Source organism: Variovorax sp. OK212, from assembly GCF_900112425.1.
In the GTDB taxonomy this organism is placed as follows: domain Bacteria; phylum Pseudomonadota; class Gammaproteobacteria; order Burkholderiales; family Burkholderiaceae_C; genus Variovorax.
The window spans coordinates 13,714-37,102 of sequence record NZ_FOLP01000023.1; the positions used below are offsets into that span (position 1 = coordinate 13,714).

The 23,389-nt window shown below is 69.7% G+C and carries 23 protein-coding genes and 1 pseudogene; 21 read left to right on the forward strand and 3 right to left on the reverse strand.

The window, feature by feature from the left end; genetic code table 11:
• Positions 1-20: 20 nt before the first annotated feature.
• From BM004_RS34785 to BM004_RS34815, 8 genes and pseudogenes are all read left to right on the forward strand, one after another.
• Positions 21-890 (forward strand): ABC transporter permease, encoded by an 870-nt coding sequence (locus BM004_RS34785; protein ID WP_093129515.1) that lies wholly within the window; start codon positions 21-23, stop codon positions 888-890.
• A complete protein-coding gene (locus BM004_RS34790; RefSeq protein WP_093220486.1) occupies positions 890-1,957 on the forward strand; it encodes an ABC transporter ATP-binding protein in 1,068 nt (355 codons plus the stop codon). Before BM004_RS34785 ends, BM004_RS34790 begins: the two co-directional genes overlap by 1 nt.
• Entirely contained in the window at positions 1,954-2,991 is a 1,038-nt protein-coding gene (locus tag BM004_RS34795) for an ABC transporter ATP-binding protein (protein ID WP_093129513.1), read from the forward strand. Before BM004_RS34790 ends, BM004_RS34795 begins: the two co-directional genes overlap by 4 nt.
• Positions 2,988-4,703: an amidohydrolase gene (locus BM004_RS34800; protein WP_093220489.1), complete on the forward strand. Its 1,716-nt coding sequence runs from the start codon at positions 2,988-2,990 to the stop codon at positions 4,701-4,703. Before BM004_RS34795 ends, BM004_RS34800 begins: the two co-directional genes overlap by 4 nt.
• Before the next feature lie 2 nt (positions 4,704-4,705).
• Complete coding sequence (locus BM004_RS34805; RefSeq protein WP_093220616.1) at positions 4,706-5,662, forward strand: CobW family GTP-binding protein; 957 nt, start codon at positions 4,706-4,708, stop codon at positions 5,660-5,662.
• A 65-nt stretch (positions 5,663-5,727) separates the two neighbouring features.
• Complete coding sequence (locus tag BM004_RS34810) at positions 5,728-6,192, forward strand: GNAT family N-acetyltransferase (RefSeq protein WP_093220492.1); 465 nt, start codon at positions 5,728-5,730, stop codon at positions 6,190-6,192.
• A 50-nt stretch (positions 6,193-6,242) separates the two neighbouring features.
• Positions 6,243-6,491 (forward strand): hypothetical protein, encoded by a 249-nt coding sequence (locus BM004_RS41660; RefSeq protein WP_177206718.1) that lies wholly within the window; start codon positions 6,243-6,245, stop codon positions 6,489-6,491.
• A pseudogene (locus tag BM004_RS34815) lies at positions 6,488-6,992 on the forward strand (DNA adenine methylase); the annotation flags it as partial. The gene BM004_RS41660 and the pseudogene BM004_RS34815, both read left to right, overlap by 4 nt.
• A 358-nt stretch (positions 6,993-7,350) precedes the next feature.
• Here the strand turns inward: BM004_RS34815 and BM004_RS34820 are convergent.
• On the reverse strand, positions 7,351-7,701 hold the full coding sequence (locus BM004_RS34820) for a hypothetical protein (protein ID WP_093129510.1): 351 nt from the start codon (positions 7,699-7,701) through the stop codon (positions 7,351-7,353).
• A 121-nt stretch (positions 7,702-7,822) separates the two neighbouring features.
• Between BM004_RS34820 and BM004_RS34825 the strand changes: the two genes are divergently transcribed.
• Entirely contained in the window at positions 7,823-8,191 is a 369-nt protein-coding gene (locus tag BM004_RS34825; protein ID WP_093220494.1) for a hypothetical protein, read from the forward strand.
• Positions 8,192-8,230: 39 nt separating this feature from the next.
• Here BM004_RS34825 and BM004_RS34830 read toward each other — a convergent pair whose 3' ends face one another.
• Positions 8,231-9,286: an NAD(P)-dependent alcohol dehydrogenase gene (locus BM004_RS34830; protein ID WP_093220497.1), complete on the reverse strand. Its 1,056-nt coding sequence runs from the start codon at positions 9,284-9,286 to the stop codon at positions 8,231-8,233.
• Positions 9,287-9,348: 62 nt separating this feature from the next.
• Positions 9,349-10,359 (reverse strand): aldo/keto reductase, encoded by a 1,011-nt coding sequence (locus BM004_RS34835; RefSeq protein ID WP_093220500.1) that lies wholly within the window; start codon positions 10,357-10,359, stop codon positions 9,349-9,351.
• 149 nt (positions 10,360-10,508) lie between these two features.
• Here BM004_RS34835 and BM004_RS34840 point away from each other — a divergent pair, with 149 nt between their 5' ends.
• From BM004_RS34840 to BM004_RS34895, 12 genes are all read left to right on the forward strand, one after another.
• Positions 10,509-11,402: a LysR family transcriptional regulator gene (locus tag BM004_RS34840; RefSeq protein WP_093129506.1), complete on the forward strand. Its 894-nt coding sequence runs from the start codon at positions 10,509-10,511 to the stop codon at positions 11,400-11,402.
• A 228-nt stretch (positions 11,403-11,630) separates the two neighbouring features.
• Positions 11,631-12,026 (forward strand): (R)-mandelonitrile lyase, encoded by a 396-nt coding sequence (locus BM004_RS34845; RefSeq protein ID WP_218152768.1) that lies wholly within the window; start codon positions 11,631-11,633, stop codon positions 12,024-12,026.
• Positions 12,027-12,039: 13 nt separating this feature from the next.
• Positions 12,040-12,792 carry a carboxymuconolactone decarboxylase family protein gene (locus BM004_RS34850; RefSeq protein WP_093220505.1) on the forward strand — a complete coding sequence of 251 codons (753 nt, stop codon included), beginning with the start codon at positions 12,040-12,042 and terminating at the stop codon, positions 12,790-12,792.
• Positions 12,793-12,917: 125 nt separating this feature from the next.
• Complete coding sequence (locus tag BM004_RS34855) at positions 12,918-14,831, forward strand: GspE/PulE family protein (protein ID WP_093129503.1); 1,914 nt, start codon at positions 12,918-12,920, stop codon at positions 14,829-14,831.
• Between the two features lie 249 nt (positions 14,832-15,080).
• Entirely contained in the window at positions 15,081-15,908 is an 828-nt protein-coding gene (locus BM004_RS34860) for an IclR family transcriptional regulator (protein ID WP_093129502.1), read from the forward strand.
• 168 nt (positions 15,909-16,076) lie between these two features.
• Positions 16,077-17,132, forward strand: coding sequence for a TRAP transporter substrate-binding protein (locus BM004_RS34865; RefSeq protein WP_093129501.1), 1,056 nt, complete (start codon positions 16,077-16,079; stop codon positions 17,130-17,132).
• Positions 17,129-17,791: a TRAP transporter small permease subunit gene (locus BM004_RS34870; RefSeq protein WP_093220507.1), complete on the forward strand. Its 663-nt coding sequence runs from the start codon at positions 17,129-17,131 to the stop codon at positions 17,789-17,791. The genes BM004_RS34865 and BM004_RS34870 overlap by 4 nt, the downstream gene beginning before the upstream one ends.
• Positions 17,788-19,080, forward strand: a complete 1,293-nt coding sequence (locus BM004_RS34875) for a TRAP transporter large permease (protein ID WP_093129500.1) — start codon at positions 17,788-17,790, stop codon at positions 19,078-19,080. Before BM004_RS34870 ends, BM004_RS34875 begins: the two co-directional genes overlap by 4 nt.
• 11 nt (positions 19,081-19,091) lie before the next feature.
• The gene (locus BM004_RS34880) at positions 19,092-20,474 is read left to right on the forward strand and encodes an amidase (RefSeq protein ID WP_093220509.1); all 1,383 of its coding nucleotides are present in this window, start codon (positions 19,092-19,094) and stop codon (positions 20,472-20,474) included.
• Positions 20,450-21,244 (forward strand): 2-keto-4-pentenoate hydratase, encoded by a 795-nt coding sequence (locus tag BM004_RS34885; protein ID WP_256220188.1) that lies wholly within the window; start codon positions 20,450-20,452, stop codon positions 21,242-21,244. Before BM004_RS34880 ends, BM004_RS34885 begins: the two co-directional genes overlap by 25 nt.
• 30 nt (positions 21,245-21,274) lie before the next feature.
• The gene (locus BM004_RS34890; RefSeq protein ID WP_093220515.1) at positions 21,275-22,042 is read left to right on the forward strand and encodes a fumarylacetoacetate hydrolase family protein; all 768 of its coding nucleotides are present in this window, start codon (positions 21,275-21,277) and stop codon (positions 22,040-22,042) included.
• A 35-nt stretch (positions 22,043-22,077) separates the two neighbouring features.
• A complete protein-coding gene (locus BM004_RS34895; protein ID WP_093220517.1) occupies positions 22,078-23,313 on the forward strand; it encodes a pyridoxal-phosphate-dependent aminotransferase family protein in 1,236 nt (411 codons plus the stop codon).
• Positions 23,314-23,389 lie beyond the last annotated feature (76 nt).

Here is a 23,389-nt window from a genome sequence, read left to right on the forward strand (position 1 = left end):
CCAGGTTGCCCCCGGCACCCATGCCACCCACGGCGCGCGCCGTGCGCGTCGAGCACCCCGGCATGGAGGCGATGCGCATGTTCCTGCGCAACCCCGCCGCCATCGCCGGCATGGTGATGCTGCTGGCGGTGCTGCTGGTGGCCATTGCCGGGCCCTGGCTCTACCCGGCCGACCCGTTCGAGATCAAGGCCGCGCCGCTCACCCCGCCCTTCAGCGAGGACGCCTGGCTCGGCAGCGACTACCTGGGCCGCGACGTGCTCACCGCGCTGATCTATGGCGGGCGCGCCACGCTGCTGGTGGGCGCGGTGGCCGCGCTGCTGTCGGTGGTGATCGGCATCACGCTCGGTGCCTTCGCGGGCTACTACGGCGGCAAGGTCGATGCGGCGCTGATGAAGCTCACCGAGTTCTTCCAGGTGCTGCCCGCGCTGCTGTTCGCGATGGTGGTGGTGACGCTGTTCTCGCCCACGCTGGTGACGGTGACGCTGGCCATCGGCATCGTGAGCTGGACCGGCACCGCGCGGCTCACGCGGGCCGAGTTCATGAAGTACCGCGGACTGGAGTTCGTGCGCGCCGAGCGCGCCATCGGCGCGCGCGACGCGCGCATCATCTGGAAGGTGATCCTGCCGAACGCGCTGCCGCCGCTGGTGGTGTCGGCCACGCTGGCCATCGGCGCGGCCATCCTGTTCGAGGCCGGCCTGTCGTTCCTCGGGCTGGGCGACCCGAACCAGATGAGCTGGGGCCTGATGATCGGTTCGAGCCGGCAGTACGTGCTGTCGTGCTGGTGGGCCGTGGCCTTTCCGGGCGTGGCCATCTTCATCACCGTGCTGGCCGTCAGCCTCATCGGCGACGGGCTGAACGATGCCCTCAACCCCAAGCTGAGGGAACGCTGATGGCCGCGACCCATGCAACCAACGAAGCACTTCTGCGCGTGCAGGACCTGCACGTCGAGTTCAAGACCCGCCGCGGCCAGGCGCTGGTGCTCAACGGCGTCGACTTCGAGATCCGCGCCGGCGAAACGCTGTGCGTGGTCGGCGAATCGGGCTGCGGCAAGAGCATGACGGCGCTGGCGCTGCTGCGGCTGATTCCGTCGCCGCCGGGGCGCATTCGCGACGGCCGCGTGCTGTTCGAGGGCGAAGACCTGGTGCAGGCCACCGACGCGCGCATGCGCGAGGTGCGCGGCAACCGCATCTCGATGATCTTCCAGGAGCCGATGACCTCGCTGAACCCGGTGTTCACGGTGGGCGACCAGATCGGTGAATCGCTGCAGCTGCATGCCGGCATGAACGCGCACGCGGCGCGCCAGCGCGCCATCGAGATGCTGCGGCAGGTGGGCATTCCGGCGCCCGAGCGGCGCGTGGACGAGTACCCGCACCAGCTCTCCGGCGGCATGCGCCAGCGCGTGATGATCGCCATGGCGCTGGCCTGCCGGCCCGACATATTGATTGCCGACGAGCCCACCACCGCGCTCGACGTGACGGTGCAGGCGCAGATCTTCGACCTGCTGCGCGACCTGCAGCGCGAGAAGGGCACGGCCATCATGCTCATCACGCACGACATGGGCGCGGTGGCCGAGATGGCCGACCGCGTGATGGTGATGTACGCGGGCCGCGTGATCGAGCAAGGCACCACCGAGCAGGTGCTGTCCGAGCCGGGCCACCCGTACACGCGCGGGCTGATCGACTGCCTGCCCGAGCTCGGCAGCAGCGCGGCCTGGGACGGCGACGCGCGCGAAGACCTGGCGGAAATTGCCGGCGTGGTGCCTTCCATCTGGGAGCTGGGCACGGGCTGCGCCTTTCGCGAGCGCTGCCCGCGCGCCATGGCGCGCTGCGCCGAAGAGGTGCCGCCGATGTTCGCGGTGCACGGCCAGGTGGCGCCCGGCCTGCCGCACGGCGCGGCCTGCTGGCTGCATGCCGAGGCGCTGGACGCGCACGGCCAACGCCAAAAGGAGGCCGCATGACGTTCATCGGCAAGACCGACACGCTGCTGGCGGTCGACGACCTGAAGGTGCACTTTCCGCGCGGCAGGGCCGGCTGGGGCCGCACGCCCGAGGTGGTGAAGGCGGTGGACGGCGTCTCGTTCGAGGTGCGCCGCGGCAGCACGCTGGCGGTGGTCGGCGAATCAGGCTCGGGCAAGACCACCACCGCGCTGGCGGTGATGCGGCTCGCGCCCGTGACCTCGGGGCGCATGCGGCTGGGCGACACCGACCTGGGCGCGCTGCAGGGCGAGGCCTTGCGCCAGGCGCGCACGCGCATGCAGATCATCTTCCAGGACCCGTTCTCCTCGCTGAACCCGCGCGAGCGCGCGGGCGCCGCCGTGCGCGCGCCGCTGGACCTGATGCGCGTGGGAACGCCGGACGAGCGCACGCGCCGCGTGGCCGAGCTGTTCGAGGCGGTGGGGCTGCGGCCCGAGCAGCAGCACCTGTTTCCGCACCAGTTCTCGGGCGGGCAGCGCCAGCGCATCAACATCGCGCGGGCGCTGGCCACCAACCCCGAGCTGGTGGTGTGCGACGAGCCGGTGTCGGCACTGGACATCGCGATTCGCGCACAAATACTGAACCTGCTGGCCCGGCTGCAGCGCGAGCTGGGGTTGACCTACCTGTTCATCTCGCACGACATGGCGGTGGTGGAACACATCTGCGACGACATCGCGGTGATGTACCTCGGCCAGATCGTGGAGCGCGCGCCGCGGCGCAGCTTCTTCGCGCGGCCGCTGCATCCGTACAGCGTGGCGCTGATGTCGGCCGTGCCCACCGTGAGCGGCGGACGCAGGCGCGCGGCGAACCGCATCAAGCTCAGCGGCGACCCGCCGAGCCCCATCGACCCGCCCAAGGGCTGCCGCTTTGCCGGCCGCTGCCCGGTGGCGGAGCCGGCCTGCGCGGCCGAGCTGCCGCCGCTGCGCGAGGTCGCGCCCGATCACTGGGTACGCTGCAGGCGCGTCGAGCTCGTCGACGGCCTGCCGCGCCCGCCTCTTTCGATTCCAGAGTCGCCATGAGCCCAAACAAGACCCCAACCAACACCAACACCGCCGCGAGCACCACGGTCTACACCGCCCGCAAGATCATCACCATGAACCCCATGCAGCCGCACGCCACCCACGTGGCGGTGCGCGACGGCCGCGTGCTGGCCGTCGGTTCGCTGGCGGAGATGCAGGCCTGGGGCCAGTTCACGCTGGACGAACGCTTTGCCGCCAAGGTGCTGATGCCCGGGCTGGTCGAAGGCCACTGCCACCTGAAGGAAGGCAGCATGTGGGACTGGACATACCTCGGCTGGTTCGACCGCCGAGACCCCGCGGGCAAGGTGTGGAGCGGCCTGCGCTCGATGGACGAGGTGGTGTCGCGCCTGAGCGAAGTGGCCGCGAAGATGACGGCCGACGGCGTGCCCGACACCGTGCCGCTCATCGCCTGGGGCTTCGACCCGATCTACTTCGGCGGCGAGCGCATGACGGTTCGGCACGTCGACCGCGCGAGCGCCACGCGGCCCATCGTCATCGGCCATGCCAACGGGCACCTGATGAACGTGAACAGCGCGATGCTGAGCATTGCGCAGATCACGCGCGACAACGAGGTGGAGGGCGTGGTCAAGTTCGCAGAGGGTTCGAACGAGGGCGAGCCCACCGGCGAGCTGCAGGAGCCGGCCGCCATGTTCCTGGTGCTGCGCAAGATCGGCAACGCCGGCCTGCTGGCGCCGATGACCGAGGCGGGCGTGCGCTCGTTCGCCAAGCTGGCCTGCCTGCAGGGCGTGACCACGGCGACCGACCTCGTCAACAAGCTCACGCCCGAGGACTGCGGCGTGCTCGAGAAGACGACGGCCGACGACGCTTTCGGCGTTCGCATCCTCCCCGCGTTCCAGGCCTTCCACGGCACGCACGGCGCGGCGCAGGGTGCCGAGCACGTGAAGGCGCTGATGCCGCGCAACACCGACCGCCTGCGCTACGGGCTGGTGAAGATGATGCTCGACGGCTCCATCCAGGGCTTCTCGGCGCGGCTGCGCTGGCCGGGGCATTTCAACGGCGCGCCCAACGGCATCTGGGTGACCGCGCCCGCGCAGTACGAGACCGACTTCGAGACCTACCACCGCGCGGGCCTCACCATCCACACGCACACCAACGGCGACGAGGCCAGCGAGGTGGCCATCGACGCCATCGAGCGCGTGCTCACGCGCGCGCCGCGGCCCGACCACCGCCACACGCTGCAGCACGGCCAGATGATCGACGCGCCGCTGTTCCGCCGCATGGCCCAGCTGGGCCTGTGCGCCAACCTGTTCGCCAACCACATCTGGTACTGGGGCGACCAGCACTACGAGATGACGATGGGCCCCGACCGCGCCAACCGGCTCGACGCCTGTGGCAGCGCGCTGGCCGCGGGCGTGCCGCTGGCCATTCACTCCGACGCGCCGGTCACGCCGCTGGGCCCGCTGTTCACGGCCTGGTGCGCGGTGAACCGCGTGACGCCCAAGGGCCGGCTGCTGGGCGAGGCGGAGCGCATCACCGTGGCGCAGGCGCTGCGCGCCATCACGCTGGGCGCGGCCTGGACGCTGAAGCTCGACGGCGAGGTCGGCAGCATCGAATGCGGCAAGCGTGCCGACTTCTGCGTGCTGGAAGACGACCCGCTCGAGATGGACCCGATGGCGCTGAAGGACGCGCGCGTGTGGGGCACCGTGCTGTCGGGCCGCGTGTTCGAGGCGCAGCGGGGACAGACCGCGTGACCCTGAAGAAGCGCCTGCCGCTCACCGTGATCGGCGGCTTCCTGGGCGCGGGCAAGACCACGCTGCTCAACCGCTGGCTGCGCGAGGCGAACGGCCTGCGCATGGCGGTGCTGGTGAACGACTTCGGCGCGCTCAACATCGACGCCGAGCTGATCGCCGCCACGCACGGCGACACCACCGCGCTGACCAACGGCTGCGTGTGCTGCCAGATCGGCGACGACCTGGGGCGCGCGCTGGTGGAGGTGATCGACGCGAAGACGCCGTTCGACGCGGTGGTGATCGAAGCCAGCGGCGTGTCGGACCCGTGGCGCATTGCGCAGATCGGCATGGCGGCGCCGGAGCTGAGCCTGGAAGGCGTGATCGTGCTGGTGGATGCGAGCGCGGTGGCGCAGCAGGCGAAAGACCCGCTGCTGGCCGACACGCTGGTGCGGCAGCTGAAGTCGGCCGACCTGGTGGTGGTGAACAAGGCGGACCTGGCGACGGCCGATGCGCTGGCCGGGGCGTTGGCATGGGTCGAGGCGATGGTGCCCGGCACGCCATGCATCGAGACCACCGAATCGGCGGTGCCGCTGGCGCTGCTGTCGGGCGTGCCGCATGCGGATGCCGCGCCGCATGTCTGCGGACCTGGCTGCCACGATCACCATGGCCGCCATGGCCACCATGACCATGCTGCGCCCGACCACGGTGCGCTGTTCCAGACATGGAGCGCGCAGCCCGAGGCCGTCATTCCCGCGGCCACCTTGCGCGCCTGGCTGCGCGAAGTGCCACCGGGTGTGCTGCGGCTCAAGGGCCTGTTGCGCACCGGCGAAGTCGATTGGTCGGAGGTGCAGTTCGCGGGCCGCCACGGCAGCCTGCGCAAGGCATCGGCGCCGGCGGGCGATGCGCGTGCCGGCGTGGTCGCCATCGGCCTGCGCGGCCGGTTGCCTGAAGCTGCACTGAAGGATTTCTTCGTGCCTTGATCTCGAGGCGGCCCGAGTCATGTTGCAATCGCGCGTTTTCCTTTCAACGCGCAGGCTGCAGACGCATGACGACTTCCACACTCCTGATCCGCCCACCGGTGGCGGACGACTTCGCGGCATGGAAGCCGCTTTGGGACGGCTACAACGCCTTCTACGGCCGCGAGGGCCCGACCGCCCTGCCCGGCGAGATCACGCAGGCCACGTGGCAACGCTTCTTCGATGCCTACGAACCGATGCACGCGCTGGTTGCCGAGCGCGACGGGCAACTGGTCGGCCTGACCCACTACCTGTACCACCGCAGCACCACGCGCATCGAGCCCACGTGCTACCTGCAGGACCTGTTCACGCTGCCGTCGGAGCGCGGGCGCGGCGTGGGGCGGCAGCTGATCGAAGGCGTCTGCGAACGCGTGAAGCAGGCCGGCGGCCACCGCGTGTACTGGCAGACGCACGTGACCAACGCGGCTGGGCGCGCGCTGTACGACAAGGTGGCGACGCACGACGGCTTCATCGTGTACGGCACGCTGGTCTGAATCAACGCGCGGACCTGAAGCGCGCGTGCGCGACGAGCGCTCCGAAGACGATGCCCGCCGCCAGGCTGGTGTGCCCGCTGAAGCTCACGAGACCGAGGCTCCAGCCCTGGCCGCGCACCGCGCAGGCCAGCGCCGCGCTCGCGGCCGGCGACTACGAGGCAGACGAGCAGCCGCAGTGGGAGGCGGTGTACGTGTTCGGCACCGCCCAGGGCGTGGGGCGTCGGAGCGTGCGCGGCGGCACCGCTGGCGCCGTGCCGGCAGCGCCCAGAGCGCCTTTCAATCGAAAGAGTGCCTCATGAGGTCATCACCCATCATTCCCTGGCTGGGAGGCAAGCGCCGCCTGGCTGACCTGCTGCTCGGCCGCTTCCCGCCGCATTCGTGCTACGCGGAGGTGTTCGCCGGGGGCGCTGCCCTGTACTTCCTGCGGCACCCCGCCGAGGTCGAAGTGATCAACGACGTCACGGCGGCCTGGTCAACCTGTACCGGGTCGTGAAGCACCACGTGGAGGAGTTCGTTCGGCAGTTCAAATACGCGCTGTCGAGCCGGCAGATCTTCAAGTGGACCCAGGCCACGCCGCCCGAGGTGCCGACGGACGTGCAGCGCGCGGCGCGCTTCTTCTACCTGCAGCAGCAGGCCTTCGGCGGCCGAGTCCAGGGACAGACCTGGGCACGGCCGCCACCGCGCCAGCCATCAACCTGCTGCGCATCGAGGAGAACCTCAGCGCGGCCCATTTGCGCCTGGCCAGCGCCTACATCGAGCAGCTCGACTGGGCCTGGGCCACCACCTGCATCGACCGCTATCGAGTGGTGCCATCGCTTAGAAAATGCGATTCAGCACCTGCGCAACGGCGGAGTAACCGGCAGGCTTCCAAAGCCGTACTCCCGTCGCACCGTCCCTGAGTTTCTAGTTGATCTTCGAAGGCTGGGCCAAGGTGTCGACCAGGATTTTCGGGTGCGGGTGAATCGGCCGCCGTGCGTTGTCCGAACGAAAACACAGCCAGCCGTCAGCCATCGCAGGCCCACTTTGAGCAGCGGTGCAAATGGCGTAATTCCATTTCGACCTGTGCAACGAAGGGCAACCCGATTTATCACATGCACAGAGCCGGACTTGTCGCGGCGCGCTTCAGGAACGACCACGAAAGCAAGCCGGCGCCGGCCCTCAGTACCGGATCTTCACGCCGGCCTTCACGCCGTTGTTGTTCTTGCCGTCCGACGACACGCCGCCCATGAACGACACGTTGCCGCCCGTGCTGGCGCCCAGCGAATACGTGGGCCGCTGCAGGGAGGTGTCGGTACCGATGTAGCCGCCGCTGCCGTCCTTGCGCTCGACACCGACGATCCCACCCGTGGTGTAGGCCGAGTCTTCCGTGGAGTTGACGTTGGGGGCGACGTAGTACGTGCCCTTCTCGTTGGTTTCCACCGGCACCTTCACCGGTTCCGCATGCACGAGGGGTGCGAAGGCGCAGGCCGCGCCCCACCCCAGCGTCGTCAAGACAATCAATTTACGCATCGCACCCATGCTTGGGGAAGCCACGGCCGGCCCACGTAGGACGAAAGGAGATTCCCGGCGTGAACTGCAACTGCAAATATCAAAGACTATGCTTTGACAAACTCCAGCAAAGGACAGACCCATGAGCACGCCCACCGCGCCCGGCCCCTCCCCCGACGCCCTCGAACGCCTGCTGGCCGCGGGCCGCGACGGCGCGCTGCTGCGCATGAGCCTCGCCTTGGCCTGGCACCGCCGGGACAATCCGCAGACCGCCCTGTTGCATCTTGCAAAGGCCCTGGCCTTCGATGCGGACTTCACCGCCGCGCACCGGCTGCAGGGGTTGATCTCGCTGGAGCTCGGCGACAAGGCGCAGGCCGAGGCCGCATTCGCCAAGGGCCTGGAGGTGGCGCAGCGGCGCGGCGAGATGCAGCTGGTGAAAGAGCTCACGGTGCGGCTGCGGCGCCTGCGACCCGCCGCGCCGCCCGCGCCGCCCGCGCCGCCCGCGCATTGAGCCCGACAGCCGACCGCGGCCCACCACAGCCGATGGCGATCAGCCCTGCACCGTCGCCATGTCGATCACGAACCGGTACTTCACGTCGCTCTTGAGCATGCGTTCGTAGGCCTCGTTGATCTTCGGCATGGCAATGGTCTCGATGTCCGAGACGATGCCGTGCGCGGCGCAGAAGTCGAGCATCTCCTGCGTCTCGGCGATGCCGCCGATCATCGAGCCCGCGATGCGGCGGCGCTTGGTGATCAGGCCGAACACGCCGGGCGACGGGTGCGGCGTGCCCGGCGCACCGACCAGCACCAGCGTGCCGTCGAGTTTGAGCAGCTGCACGAACGGGTCGAGGTTGTGCGACACCGCCACCGTGTTGATGATCAGGTCGAAGCTGTTGCGGTGCGCGGCCATCTCGCTCTCGTTGCGCGACACCACCACCTCCTTGGCGCCGAGCCGCCTGGCGTCTTCGCTCTTGCCGGGCGAGGTGGTGAACAGCACCACGTGCGCGCCCATGGCCGCGGCAATCTTCACCCCCATGTGGCCCAGCCCGCCCAGGCCGACCACGCCCACCTTCATGCCCGGCCCAGCCTTCCACTGCCGCAGCGGCGAATAGGTGGTGATGCCCGCGCACAGCAGCGGCGCCACGGCGGCCAGCTGCTTCTCGTCGTGCGAGATCTTCAGCACGAACTTCTCGAACACCACGATGTGGTCCGAGTAGCCGCCGAGCGTGTTGGCGCGCGACACCTGTTCCTGGCTGTCGTAGGTGCCGGTCATGCCGTTGTCGCAGTACTGCTCCAGGCCGTCCTTGCAAGGCTGGCAGTGCTGGCAGCTGTCGACCATGCAGCCGACGCCCACCAGGTCGCCGACCTTGAACTTCGACACCTCGCTGCCCACCGCGCGCACCCGCCCCACGATCTCGTGGCCCGGCACGCAGGGGTAGGCCGCCGGCCCCCATTCGCTGCGCGCGGTGTGCAGGTCGGAGTGGCAGACGCCGCAGTAGAGGATGTCGATCGCCACGTCGCGCGCGGCGGGCGCGCGGCGCTCGAAGGTGAAGGGCGCGAGCGGCGTGGTGGCGGACTGGGCCGCGTAGGCGTGGGCTGTGGTCATGGTGGTGCGGTGGATGAGATGGATGACGGGGGTGCCGTGAAAGGGTTGTGATGGTCGCAAGGTCAGCCGGCCACCCGGCCTTCGACCGGATAGCCGGGGTCGGAGTAGCCGGGCGTGGAGGCATGCCCCGGCGCCACCAGGCTGTCGACGAGCGTCTCGTCGTCCGGACCCAGTTCCAGCCGGAGCGCATCGGCGTAACTGTCCCATTGCGCCTCGGTGCGCGGCCCCGCGATGGTGGCGCTGACAAGGCGGTTCTTCAGCACCCATGCCAGCGCAAACGCGATCGAGGTGGTGCCGCGCGCAGCAGCGTGCGCGGCAATGGCCTGGGCGATCTTCAGCGATTCGGGCCGCCACTCGGTCTGCTGCATGCGCTTGTCCCCACGCCCGGCACGGCTGTCGGCCGGCGGCGGTGCGTCCACCGCGTATTTGCCGCTGAGCACGCCGCGCGCCAGCGGGCTGTAAGACACCACGCCCAGGCCGCAGTGCGCCGCCGCGGGCAACTGCTCGACCTCGGCCGTGCGGTCGACGATGTTGTAGAGCGGCTCGCTGGCCACCGGGCGGTCGATGCCGAGCTGGTCGGCCAGGCGCGCGATCTCGGCGATGCGCCAGCCGCGGAAGTTCGACACGCCGAAGTAGCGCAGCTTGCCCTGGCGCACCAGGTCGCCGATGGCACGCACGCCCTCTTCGAGCGGCACGTCGGCCAGCGCCCGGTGGAAGTACAGGATGTCGATGTAGTCGGTCTTCAGCCGGCGCAGGCTCGCTTCGACGGACTGCACGATCCACTTGCGCGACTGGCCCTGCGCGTTCGGCCCCGCATCCGCCGCCGCCGGAAAGCCGAACTTCGTGGCCACCACCCAGCTGTCGCGCCGCGCAGCGATGGCGCGCCCGACGATTTCCTCGGAGCGGCCCGCGTGATAGACGTCGGCCGTGTCGATGAAGTTGATGCCCTGCGCGAATGCCTTGTCGATGATGCGCGCCGAGGTGGTCTCGTCGGTCTCGCCGCCGAACATCATCGCGCCCAGGCACAGCGGCGACACCTTGAGGCCGCTGCGGCCGAGTCTTCGGTAGTCCATGGTGGGTTCCTTGCGTATTGCGTGTGTTGCGTGTGTTGTGCGTTTCGCGCGCGTCGCGCGCATTCCGCTGGCTGGGCAGGATTCTCGGCACAGACCGCTTGCGCGACTAGACACTTGAATGCGCATTCGCTCATGAGCACAATTCATGAATGGCAAGAGAGAACATCAACGACATCCTGGCTTTCCTCGCGGTGGCGCGCGAGCGCAGCTTCACACGCGCCGCCGCGAAGCTCGGCGTGTCGCAATCGGCGCTGAGCCACACCGTGCGCGGCCTGGAGGCCCGCATGGGCCTGCGCCTGCTCACGCGCACCACGCGCAGCGTGTCGCCCACCGACGCCGGCGAGCGGCTGCTGAACACCGTGGGGCCGCGCTGGGACGAGATCGAGGCGGAGCTGTCGGCGCTGGCCGAGCTGCGCGACAAGCCCGCGGGCACCATCCGCATCACCACCACCGACTACGCGGCCGACATGATCCTGTGGCCCAAGCTGTCGCGCGTGCTGCCCGGCTACCCCGACCTGAAGATCGAGATGATCGTGGACTACGGGCTTGCCGACATCGTGGCGGACCGCTACGACATCGGCGTGCGCTTCGGCGACCAAGTGGCCAAGGACATGATCGCGGTGCGCATCGGGCCCGACGTGACCATGGTGATCGTGGGCTCGCCCGGCTACCTGGCCCGCCAGGCGCCGCCGAAGAAACCGCAGGACCTGCTCGCGCACAACTGCATCACCCTGCGCCTGCCCACGCGCGGCGGGCTGTACGCATGGGAACTCAAGAAGGGCAAGCGCGAACTGCAGGTGCGCGTCGACGGCCAGCTGACCTGCAACGGCGTCTACCAGATGATCACCGCGGCCGTGTCGGGCGCGGGCCTGGCCTTCGTGCCCGAGGAGCTGGCGCGGGAGCACATGGCCGCAGGCCGCCTCCAGCGCGTGCTCGCGGACTGGTGCCCCACCTTCCCGGGGCTGCACATCTTCTACGCGAGCCGGCGCGAGTCTTCGCGCGCGATGGCGGTGGTGGTCGACGCGCTGCGGTACCGGCCCTGAGCGGTTGTGAAGGCAGGCAGGTGGGCAGGTGGGCGCGTGTCGCGAGACTCATGAGCCCGGCTCATGAGCTTTTGCGGTTTGAGATGGCTAGTGCGGGCAAGGGCCCGTCGGTAGATTCGTCGGCAACAGATCCGAAAGCCGACACCCATGAAACTGCGCACCGCCCTCCCCCTCACCCTTGCTCTTTGCGGCGCGCTGTTCACGCCGCTCTGCGAAGCGAACGACGGCATGACGGTCAACCGCGGCGGCACGCAGGCCTCAGCCAAGGGGCCGGCACAGAACTTCACGGGCGCCGTCCGCGTCGATCCGCTCTTCGCGCCCCGCGAGCCTTCGCGCGTGTCCGGCGCCTACGTCACCTTCGAACCCGGCGCGCGGTCGGCATGGCACACGCACCCGCTGGGCCAGACGCTGGTGGTGACCGCGGGCACCGGCTGGGTCCAGCAGGAAGGCGGCGCGCGGCAGGAGATCCGGCCCGGCGACGTGGTCTGGACGCCGCCCGGCGTGAGGCACTGGCACGGCGCCACGGCCACCACCGGCATGACGCACATGGCCATCCAGGAATCGCTTGCCGGCAGGAACGTCGAGTGGATGGAGAAGGTCGGCGACGGGTCGTACGGCCGATGAAGGAACCGAAGAAATGAAGCTCTTCTCCACCGCCCTCGCCTCGCTGTCGCTCATGGCCACGTCGGTGGTGCAGGCCGACCGTGCCTCCAGCCTGCCGCGCGTGTCGCCCGCGCTCGAGCGCTACGCGCAGGACACCGTGCTCGGCGAACTCTGGAAGCGCCCGGGCCTGTCGCCGCGAGACCGCAGCATCGTCACCGTGGCTGCGCTCGTGGCGCGCAACCAGACGACCGAAATGGCGATGTACTTCCAGCGCGCGCTGGACAACGGCGTCACGCCGGCGGAGCTCTCCGAGATCATCACGCACCTCGCGTTCTATGCGGGCTGGGGCAACGCCATGGGCGCGGTGGCCGTTGCCGCTGACGTGTACGCCGCGCGCAAGATCGGCGCGGACCGGTTGCCGCCCGCGCGCCCCGAGCTGCTGCCGCTCGACGAAGCCGCCGAGGCGCAGCGCGCGGCCCGCGTCGAACAGGACGCGGGTCCAGTGTCGGCCGGCGTGGTGCAGTACACCGGCGACCTGCTCTTCAAGGACCTGTGGCTGCGCCCCGCGCTCGCGCCGCGAGACCGCAGCCTGGTCACGGTGACCGCGCTGATCGCCGCAGGCCAGGTCGCGCAGATTCCCTATCACCTGAACCGCGCGATGGACAGCGGACTGACGCGCGCCGAAGTGTCGGAAACGCTCACGCAACTGGCCTTCCATGTCGGCTGGCCGAACGTCTTCACGGCGATCCCCGTGGTCAAGGCTGTGCTGGAGAAACGCCCCGCCTGAGAACTTGCGTACTCAACAGTTTCCCTTGGCTGGCAGGTTCTCGCGGCGCGCCCTACGATGCAGCATCGGCAGCTGCATTTCGGCAGCGCCGACGACCAAGTCAAACCAGCCAGGAGAACTGCCCCATGCCATCAACCGAAGTCGTCATGCCGGAGCAGTTGCTGAATGCGCTCGATGTCCAGAGCCACATGCCGATCGCCCGGATCGGCGAAGCACTGACCTCGCTCGGCATGGTCACCGACGAGCAGTTGCGCGCGGGCCTGGCCCAGCAACAGCGCCAGCCCGGCGTGCCGCTGGGCGAGACGCTGGTGCGCATGGGTGTCGTCACCCAGGGCCAGCTGCAGACCGCGCTGGTGCGCAAGATGGGCTACCCGCTGGTGAACCTGCACCTGTTCCCCGCTGCCGCCGAAGCATTGCGCAAGATCAGCCACGGCGTGGCGCGGCGGCTGCAGGTCATGCCGCTGATGCTGCATGAAGGCCGGCTCATCGTCGCGCTGGACGACCCGACGAGCCGGCATTCGGCGCTCGACGAAGTGGAATTCATCGCGCAGATGAAGGTCGTGCCGGTGGTCGGGCAATGCCTCGACCTGGACAACGTGCTGAACGCGGCCTACGAGAAGATCGGCGAGCCGGCTGTCGGCGCCGCAGGCGTCTTCGCCGCCAATCTCGACCCGAGCCGGCCGCTGGAGTTCGACATGGCCGGCACCACCGAGCTGTTGCAGACCCTCGAGCGCGAAGGCCCCGCGTCGGCACCGCCCGCCGAGGCGCCGATCGAGCAGTCCGACAACTCGCTCGTGCGCATGATCAACAGCATGATCCTGGAGGCGCACCGCGAGGGCGCGTCCGACATCCACATCGAGAGCTATCCCGGCCAGGAGAAGACCCGCATCCGCTTTCGGCGCGACGGCCTGCTCTACACCTACCTGGAGCTGCCGCCGAGCTACCGCAACGCGATCGTCGCGCGCGTGAAGATCATGTGCGACCTGGACATCAGCGAGAAGCGCAACCCGCAGGACGGCAAGATCAACTTCGCCAAGTACTCGCCGCAGCACCGCATCGAGTTGCGCGTGGCCACCATTCCGACCAACAACGGCCTCGAGGACGTGGTGATGCGGATCCTGGCGTCGGCCAAGCCGATTCCGATGCGCGACCTGGGCCTGTCGCCCAACAACCTCGCGCAGCTGACCCGGGCCGTGGAGCGCCCCTACGGCATGGTGCTGTGCGTCGGCCCCACGGGCTCGGGCAAGACCACCACGCTGCACTCGGCGCTGATGCACATCAACACGCCCGAGCGCAAGATCTGGACCGCCGAGGACCCGGTCGAAATCACGCAGACCGGGCTGCGCCAGGTGCAGATCAACCCGCGCATCGACTGGACCTTCGCCAAGGCGCTGCGCGCCTTCGTGCGCGCCGACCCCGACGTGATCATGGTGGGTGAAATCCGCGACGGCGAAACGGCCAAGACCGCGGTCGAAGCCTCGCTGACCGGTCACCTGGTGCTCTCGACCCTGCACACCAACAGCGCGCCCGAGACCGTGACGCGCCTGCTCGACATGGGCATGGACCCGTTCAACTTCGCCGACTCGCTGCTGGCCGTGCTCGCGCAGCGGCTGGTGCGCCGGCTGTGCAGCAGCTGCACCACCAGCCGCCCCGCGAGCGCCGAGATGGTCGAGGAACTGCTGGACGACTACATGCATTCGTTCGGCGCGCAGCCCGACGCCGCAAGCCCCATCCCGCAGCGCCAGGCCGTGCGCAGCGACTGGCTGCAGCGCTACGGCCGCGACGGCCACCTGCACCACTACACCAGCACCGGCTGCAAGCAGTGCAAGAACACGGGCTTCAAGGGCCGCGTGGGCATCCACGAGCTCATGACCATGTCGAAGACGCTGCGCCGCCTGGTGCAGACCGGCGCCCGCGCGGAAGAGCTGCAGGCCGCGGCGCTGCAGGAAGGCATGCGCACCCTGAGGCAGGACGGCATCGAGAAGGTGCTGGCCGGCAAGACGACCATCGAGGAAGTGCGCGCGACCAGCAACGTGTAAGGCAGGGCGGCAAGGAAGCGAGGGAGCTCGGCCACGGCGCCCGTGCGGCGCACCGAGCGGCGGGCGCTGCTGCGCCGGAAAAGCGCCGGGGAGTGCTGGGGGGTGCCGGGGAGTGCCGGAGAAGTCGCGCCGATGTCAACATTAGTGCAAACACCATGGTCGACAAAACACTTGTCGCACACCATCTGGACGCGTCATCGCACGCCGGACCCGACATCCGGATGGCACGTAATTTGCACAGGGCCCGCCATGACTGCCACTTCGCCTCGCCTGCCCGCCAAAGCCACCAAGGTCACCCGCATCGACCGCGACAACGACAGCACGGTGCAGTCGCTCACGCGCGCCATGCAACTGCTGGAGCTCCTGGCCGAGGACGACGAGGGCTTCAGGCTCGTCGACATCGCGGCGCACAGCGGACTGTCCTCCTCGACGGCGCACCGGCTGCTCACGACGCTCGAGCAGCGGCGTTTCGTGCAGTTCGACCGCGAGACGAGCCTCTGGTATGTCGGCGTGCGCTGCTTCTCGGTCGGTGCGGCTTTCGGGCGGCGCCGACGCATCGCCCACCTGGCGCTGCCGGTGATGCGCAGGCTGCGCGACAGCACCGGCGAGAGCATCAACCTCGGCATCGCCGACCTCGGCGACATCGTGTTCGTCACGCAGGTCGAGAGCCGCGAGCTGATGCGCGCGATCGGCAAGCCGGGGTTTCGCGCGCCGCTGCACGGCACTGCGATGGGGCAGGCGATCCTGGCCGCGATGCCCGAGGACGACGTGCTGCAGTACCTGCGCACCTACGGCCTGCCGAAGCTCACCCACAACACCATCGCGCGCGCCTCGCGGCTGCATGAAACGCTGGGCGAGGTGCGCCGCGCGGGCCATGCGATCGACGACGAGCAGAACGCGGTCGGCCTGCGCTGCATCGCGGCCGCCGTTCGCGACGAGCACGGCCAGCCCTTCGGCGCGATCTCGCTGGTCGGGCCGACGCAGCGCATCAAGAGCGCCGACTTCCCGCAGCTCGGCGCCACCGTGCGCGCCGCGGCCGACGAGATCACCGCCGCCTACGGCGGGCGCGCCCGCTAAGGCCTGCGTCTTCCGCTGGCGCGGCGCGCCAAGTACTTGATTTCCAAGCTCTTTTTCCGGCTGTCCCACGCAGCGGGATAGTCCGCTGCGCGTCGCCGCCGCGGGATTCAATGGCACATCTTTCTTTCGATGCCGCCCCGTTCCCTCACCTTCCTTGCTGGAGTCTTCATGCCGTTTCACCTTCGCCTCAAGTCATTCGCCACAGTTGCCCTGGCCGTGGTGCTCGCGTTGCCCGCGGCCCACGCACAGGACCGCACCCGGATGAAAGCCATCGGCCAGCCGCTGGCCACCGGGCTGATCCAGAAGAACAAGGAGCAACCCTTCTTCGAGAACTTCGCGGCCCGCACCGGGCTGCCGATCGACGTCGACTACAAGCCCATCGACACGCTGGGCATCAAGGACACCGAGCAACTGCGCGTCATGAAGGCGGGCCTGTTCGACATCGTCTCGCTGCGCGTGTCGCAGAACTCGCGCGACGAGCCCACCATCCTGGGCCTGGACCTGGTGGGCGCGGCGCCCGACTACGCCACGGGCCGCAAGGTGGCCAAGGCCTACTTCGACACGGCGGACACGCGGCTGCAGGCGCAGTTCGGCGTGAAACTGCTGGCCGTGTGGCCCTTCGGCCCGCAGATCCTGTTCTGCAAGAAGCCGATCGCCAAGCTGGCCGACATCAAAGGCCTGAAGGTCCGCGTGTACGACCAGAACCTGGCCAAGTTCATCGAGATGGTGGGCGGCACGCCCGTGCCGGTGTCGTTCGCCGACACGCACCAGTCGCTCTCGCTGGGCGTGGTCGACTGCGCGATCACCGGGCCGAGCTCGGCCAACTCCGCGGGCTGGCCGGAAGTGACGACGCACCAGATGGCCATCGGCTTCCAGATGGCCCTGAACGGCTACGGCATGACGATGAAGGCCTGGAACGCGCTGGCACCCGACGCCAAAGCCAAGCTGCTGAAGGCGTTCGACACGCTGAGCGACGACATGTGGAAGTACTCCGAAGAGATCTTCCAGGACGCGCTGAACTGCAATGCCGGCAAGGACCCGTGCACGACCGGCAAGAAGTTCAACCTCGTCAACGTGGCCGTCACGCCGGCCGACGTCGAACTGCTGCGCGGCGCGGTGAACAAGGTGTCGCTGCCGGTGTGGGCGGAGGTGTGCAACAAGTCCAACCCGAGCTGCCTGAAGAACTGGCAGGCGACGGTGGCGCCGGTACTGGGCCTGCAATGAACAGCGGCACCATGACCCGCGACCGGCAGCCCCTCGCGCCGCCCGGCGCCACGGCGTCCCTCTCCGCGCGCGCCGGCTTCAGGGCGCGCCTGGAGACCGTGCTGGCCACGGCGTTCGGCGCGATCTTCCTGGGCCTGGCGGCCGTCGTCGCCATCGAGACGATCTCGCGCAAGCTGTTCAACGTCTCGCTGCAGGGCGCCGACGAACTGGGCGGCTACGCGCTCGCGGTCGGCTCGACGCTCGCCTTCAGCCTGGCGCTGCTGGGGCGCAACCACATCCGCGTGGACGTGTTCCACGACCGGTTCCCGCCGCGCGTGCAGGCGCTGCTGAACTGGATCTCGATCGTCTCGCTGGCGGTGTTCGCGCTGTTCATCGCCTGGGTCGCGTTCAAGGTGATCCAGGACACGACGGCCTACCGCAGCACCGCGCAGACGCCCTGGGCCACGCCACTGATCATTCCGCAGGGCGTCTGGTACGCGGGCCTGGTGATCTTCGCGCTGGTGGCCTGCGCGCTGGCATGGCGTGCCACGCGGCTGCTGCTGGGCGGCGACACCCGCACGCTGAACAGCGACTTCCATCCGAAGAGCGCGAAGGAAGAGCTCAAGGAAGAACTCGACGACCTCAAGGCAAGGCAGCACGCCGAAGGAGCCGCACGATGAACATCGCCCTGATCGGATCCGCATTCCTCGCGATGCTCGCCCTGATGCTGCTCGGCATGCCGATTGCCGTGTCGATGGCGGCCGTCGGGATCATCGGCGGCATCGCCGCCTACGGCGCGCCGTTCATGGACTCGATCGCGCCGGTCGTGTGGGGCGTGCAGAACGAGAGCCTGCTGACCTCGGTGCCGCTGTTCGTGCTGCTCGGCGAACTGCTGCTGCGCTCGGGCATCGCCGACCGCATGTACATCGCGCTGTCGGCCTGGCTCGGCCGGCTGCCGGGCGGGCTCCTGCACACCAACATCGGGAGTTGCGCGCTGTTCGCGGCGACCTCGGGCTCGTCGGTGGCCACCGCGGCCACGGTCGGGACGGTGGCGCTGCCTTCGCTGCAACGGCGCGGCTACCCGATGCGCGCGTCGCTCGGCAGCCTGGCCGCCGGCGGCACGCTGGGCATCCTGATTCCGCCCAGCGTGAACATGATCGTGTACGGCTCGCTCACCAACAACTCGATCGGCAAGCTCTTCGTCGCCGGCATCGTCCCGGGGTTGCTGCTCACGCTGTGCTTCATGCTCTGGATTGCGATCTCGAGCCTGGCCGGCGGCAACGCGATGCGCGAGCCCAAGGTGCCGATGGCCGAGCGGCTTCGCGTGCTGGTGCACCTGGTGCCGCCGGCGGTGGTGTTCGGCATCGTGATGGGAAGCCTGTACTTCGGCATTGCCACGGCGGCCGAGAGCGCGGCGCTGGGCGTGATCGCGGCGCTGGGCTTCGTCTGGCAGTCGGGCAAGCTCAACTGGGAGCTGCTGCGCAACTGCTTCATCTCGACGGCGCGCGTGAGCGGCATGATCCTGCTGATCGTCGTGGCCGCCTTCATCCTCAACCTGACGGTGAGCCTCACGGGCGTGGCCGAGTCGATGACGAAGTGGGTCGCGAGCCAGGGCCTGTCGGCCACCGGGCTGATCCTGGCGCTGATCGTGTTCTACCTGGTGCTGGGCATGTTCATGGACGTGCTGTCGATGCAGGTCGCGACGATCCCGATCACCTACCCGATCGCGATCGCGGTCGGCGTCGACCCGATCTGGTTCGGCATCTTCATCGTGCTGATGTGCGAGCTGGGCCTGATCACGCCGCCGGTGGGCATGAACCTGTTCGTGGTGCACGGCATCCGTCCGGACAAGGGCGGCATCCAGGACGCGATCTGGGGCGCGCTGCCCTACGCGCTGATCATGATCCTGTTCACGCTGCTGCTGATGGCCGTGCCGCAGCTGGTGACGTGGCTGCCGGCGCACATGTGAGGCCGGCCCCGATGAACCGACACACACCGCTCTGGCAACTCGACGCGGCGCAGCTCGCGGCCGGCTTTCGCGAGGCCGCGTTCACGCCGACCGACGCCCTGCACGCCTGCATGGCGCGCAGCGCCGAGGTCAACCCGCGCCTGAACGCGCTGGTCGCGCTCGACAGCGAAGGCGCCGCGCACGCGGCCGGGCAAAGCACCGCGCGCTGGCGCGACGGCCGGCCGCTGGGCGCGCTCGACGGCGTGCCCGTCACCATCAAGGACAACCTGCAGGTGCGCGGCCTCGCCACCCACTGGGGCAGCCGTGCGCTGGCCGGCTTCGTGGCCGAGCGCGACGAGCTGCCGGTGGCCAGGCTGCGCCAGGCAGGCGCCGTGATCTTCGGCAAGACCAACGTGCCCGAGTTCACGATGCAGGGCTACACCGACAACCCGGTGTTCGGCCCCACGGGCAATCCTTGGGACCCGGCGCTCACGCCCGGCGGCTCGTCCGGCGGCGCGGTGGCGCTGGTGGCCGCGGGCGGATGCCCGATCGCGCTGGGCACCGACGGCGGAGGCTCGATCCGCCGGCCGGCCTCGCACACCAACCTGGTCGGCTTCAAGCCGTCGCGCGGACGCGTGCCGCGCGGCGACGGCCTGCCGCCGATCTTTCTCGGCTTCGAAGTCGCGGGCCCGATCGCGCGCAGCGTGGCCGACGCGGCGGCGGTGATGCAAGTCATCGGCGACCGGCCGGTGGCGCAAGCCTGCCCGCAAGGCGCGCGCATTCTCTTCATTCCACGTTTCGGCGACCACCCGGTCGACCCGCAGATCGCGCAGCTCACCGAGGCGGCCGCGCGCCGCTTGGCCGCGCTCGGCCACGAGGTCACGACGGCGCAGGACTTCGGCCTCGTCGAGGCGGTCAACCAGCGCTGGCCGCTGCTGGCACAGGTGGGGCTGGCCTGGCTGGTGGCGCACCCCCAGGAGCTGTCCGGCCGGCCCTTCGACGCGTCGCTGTTCGGGCCTGCGATGCAGGCGAATGCCGAGACCGGGCGCAAGGCCTCCGGGCCCGAGCTGTTCGAGCTGCTGTTCGAGGCCGAGCGGCTGCGCAACACGCTGTCGCAGCTGTTCGAGCGCCACGACTTCCTGTTGACGCCGGCGGCCGCCGCGCTGCCCTGGCCCGCGGGCCAGACCCATCCGACGCGCATCGACGGGCGCGAGGTCGGCCCGCGCGGCCACGCGGTGTTCGCCGGGTTCGCGAACGCCGTGGGCCTGCCGGCCATTGCCGTGCCCTGCGGCTTTGCCGGGCACCTGCCGGTCGGCATGCAGCTGGTGGCACGCGAAGGCGCGGACGACGCCCTGCTCGCGCTGGCCAGCGCGTTCGAACAGGCCCACCCGTGGCAGCGCTTCCCCGCGCTGTGACGCCGGCCGAGGCTGCGGCGGTGCGGGTCACGCCCACCGAAGCCGCACAGGCGCTGCGCCGCGCGCGGCGCGAAGGCGGGCGGGTGCTGTCGTCGCTGCTGCAGCCGCGGGACCTGGACACGGCCTACGCGATCCAGGACGCGACGCTGGCGGCGCTCGGCCCGACCGGCGGCTGGAAGGTCGGTGCCGGCGCGCCCGGAATGGAACCGCGCTGCGCGCCCCTGCCGGCCGAGGGCCTGGTGCCCGGCGGCGCCTTGCTGCACGGCACCGGATGGCACCTGCGTGGGGTCGAAGCCGAGGTCGCGTTCCGGCTCGGGGCCGACCTGCCGCCGCGCACGGCGCCCTACACGCGCGACGAGGTCGCCGGCGCCATCGCATCGGTGCTGCCCGTGATCGAGGTGGCCGAAACCCGCCTGGCCGACTGGCTGGACGCAAGCCCGGCGGCGCTGCTGGCCGACCTGCTGTGCCACGGCGGGCTGGTGCTCGGCGAGTCCGTGCCCTTCGAGAAGGCGTGGCTCGATCTGGCGCAGACCGAGGTCGTGCTGCATTTCGACGAGCAGGTCGTTGCGCACACCGTCGGCGAGCACCCCCACCCCGACGTGGGCGCGCTGCTGGTGTGGCTGGCCAACCGGGGTGCGGCGCGGGGCGAGGGCCTGCGCGCGGGCCAGGTCGTGACGACCGGCTCGTGCACCGGCATGTTGTTCGCCTCGCAAGGCACCCGCGTGCGGGTGGACGTGCGCGGGCTCGCGCCGTTGTGCGCGAGCTTCTGAATTTTTTTGCGATCACTGGAGGAAACCGAGATGTCCCTGTCAAGGATCGATGCCGCGGCCGCGTCGCTGGTTCGCGCGCGCCGCAGCCACGCCACGTGCCCCGCGGCGCAGGTGGCCGAACTGCTCGAGCATGCCGAGGACGCCTATGCCGTGCAGCAGCGCGTGGCGCAGGCGCTCGGCTGGTTCGACGCGCCGCCGCGGTACTGGAAAGCCGGCGGGCCCTCGCGCGAGGCGGTGCTGACCCACGCGCCGCTGCCGCCCCAAGGCGTATGGACCAGCCCGGCACAGGCCGGCCACTGGCCGTTCCACATGCGCGGCATCGAGGCCGAGGTCGCGCTGCGGCTCGGCTGCGCGGTCGATCCGGCGCTGGCATCGACGCTCGACGCCGACCGCGCAAGCGCACTGGTCGACGCGATGGCCGTGTCGATAGAAATCGTGGACTCCCGCTGGCACGAGGCGATGGCCGCGCCCGCGCTGTGCAAGCTGGCCGACCTGCAATCGCACGGCGCGCTGGTGCTGGGCGCATGGGTGCCGTTTGCGGCGCGCGACTGGCGCGCGCAGACCTGCACCGTGCGCATCGGCGAGCGCGCGCCGGTCGAGCGCCGCGGCACGCACGCGCTCGGCGATCCCGCCTGGCTGCTGCCTGCGTGGCTGCGCCATGCCACGCGCAACGGCGAGCCCGTCGCGGCCGGCACCGTGGTGACGACGGGCACCTGGGTCGGCATTCTCGAAGCGGCCCGGGGCGAGCTCGTCAGCGCTGAATTTCCGGGCATCGGCCACGCGTCGGTGCAGCTGTAGACCTCTTTCGCAACCCCTGAAGAACGGAGACATCCATGATCGCGCTCGACAACCATCCCAGCGGCCGGCACTTCCTGCAGATTCCGGGGCCCAGCCCCGTGCCCGATCGCATCCTGCGGGCCATCAGCCTGCCGACCATCGACCACCGCGGCCCCGAGTTCGCCATCCTGGGCAAGAAGGTGATCGCCGGCCTGCAGCAGGTGTTCCAGACCCGGCACCCGGTCGTCATCTATCCCGCATCGGGCACCGGCGCGTGGGAGGCGGCGCTGGCCAACGTGATGAGCCCCGGCGACCATGTGCTGATGTTCGAGACCGGCCACTTCGCGACGCTGTGGCAGAAGATGGCGCGCCGGCTCGGCCTGGAGCCCGAGTTCCTCGCGCTGGAGGGCAACGACGAGACCGGCCTGCCGCGCGCCTGGCGCCACGGCGTGCAGGCCGAGTTGATCGAGCAGCGCCTGCGCCAGGACAGCGCCCGGCACATCAAGGCCGTGTGCGTGGTGCACAACGAGACCTCGACCGGCGTCACCTCCGACATCGCCGCGGTGCGCCGCGCGATCGATGCCGCGGGGCATCCGGCGCTGTTGCTGGTCGACACCATCTCCGGACTCGCGAGCGCCGACTACCGCCACGACGAGTGGGGCGTGGACGTCACCGTCAGCGGCTCGCAGAAGGGGCTCATGCTGCCGCCGGGCATCAGCTTCAACGCGGTGTCGCCCAAGGCGCTCGAGGTGGCCAGAACGGCCCGCCTGCCGAAGGCCTTCTGGGCCTGGGACGAGATCATCGAGATGAACCAGGGCGGCTACTGGCCCTGCACGCCGAGCACGAACCTGCTGTACGGGCTCAGCGAGGCGCTGGACATGGTGCTCGGACAGGGCCTGCCCGTGATCTTCGAGCGCCACCGGCGCTGGGGCCGCGGCGTGCGTGCCGCCGTGCAGGCCTGGGGCCTGCCCACGCAGTGCGCGGACGAGCGCGTGCACTCGCCGGTGCTGACCGGCGTCATCACGCCGCAAGGGGTCGATGCCGACGCGCTGCGCCGGCTGATCCACCAGCGCTTCGATCTCTCGCTGGGCGCGGGGCTGGGCAAGCTCAAGGGCCGCATGTTCCGCATCGGGCACCTGGGCGACTGCAACGACCTGACGCTGATGGCCGCGTTGACCGGCATCGAAATGGGTTTCAAGCTGGCGCAGGTGCCGGTGGCAGGCAGCGGCGTGCTGGCGGCCATGAGCTACTTCGCGCAAACGCCGTCGCCGGACGTGCCGCAGACGAAGTAGACGCGGGAGAAACACCTGCCAAGCGCCTCTGGGAGCCGCTCGGCTAGGTGTTTCCACTATCGTTAACATTATTGTC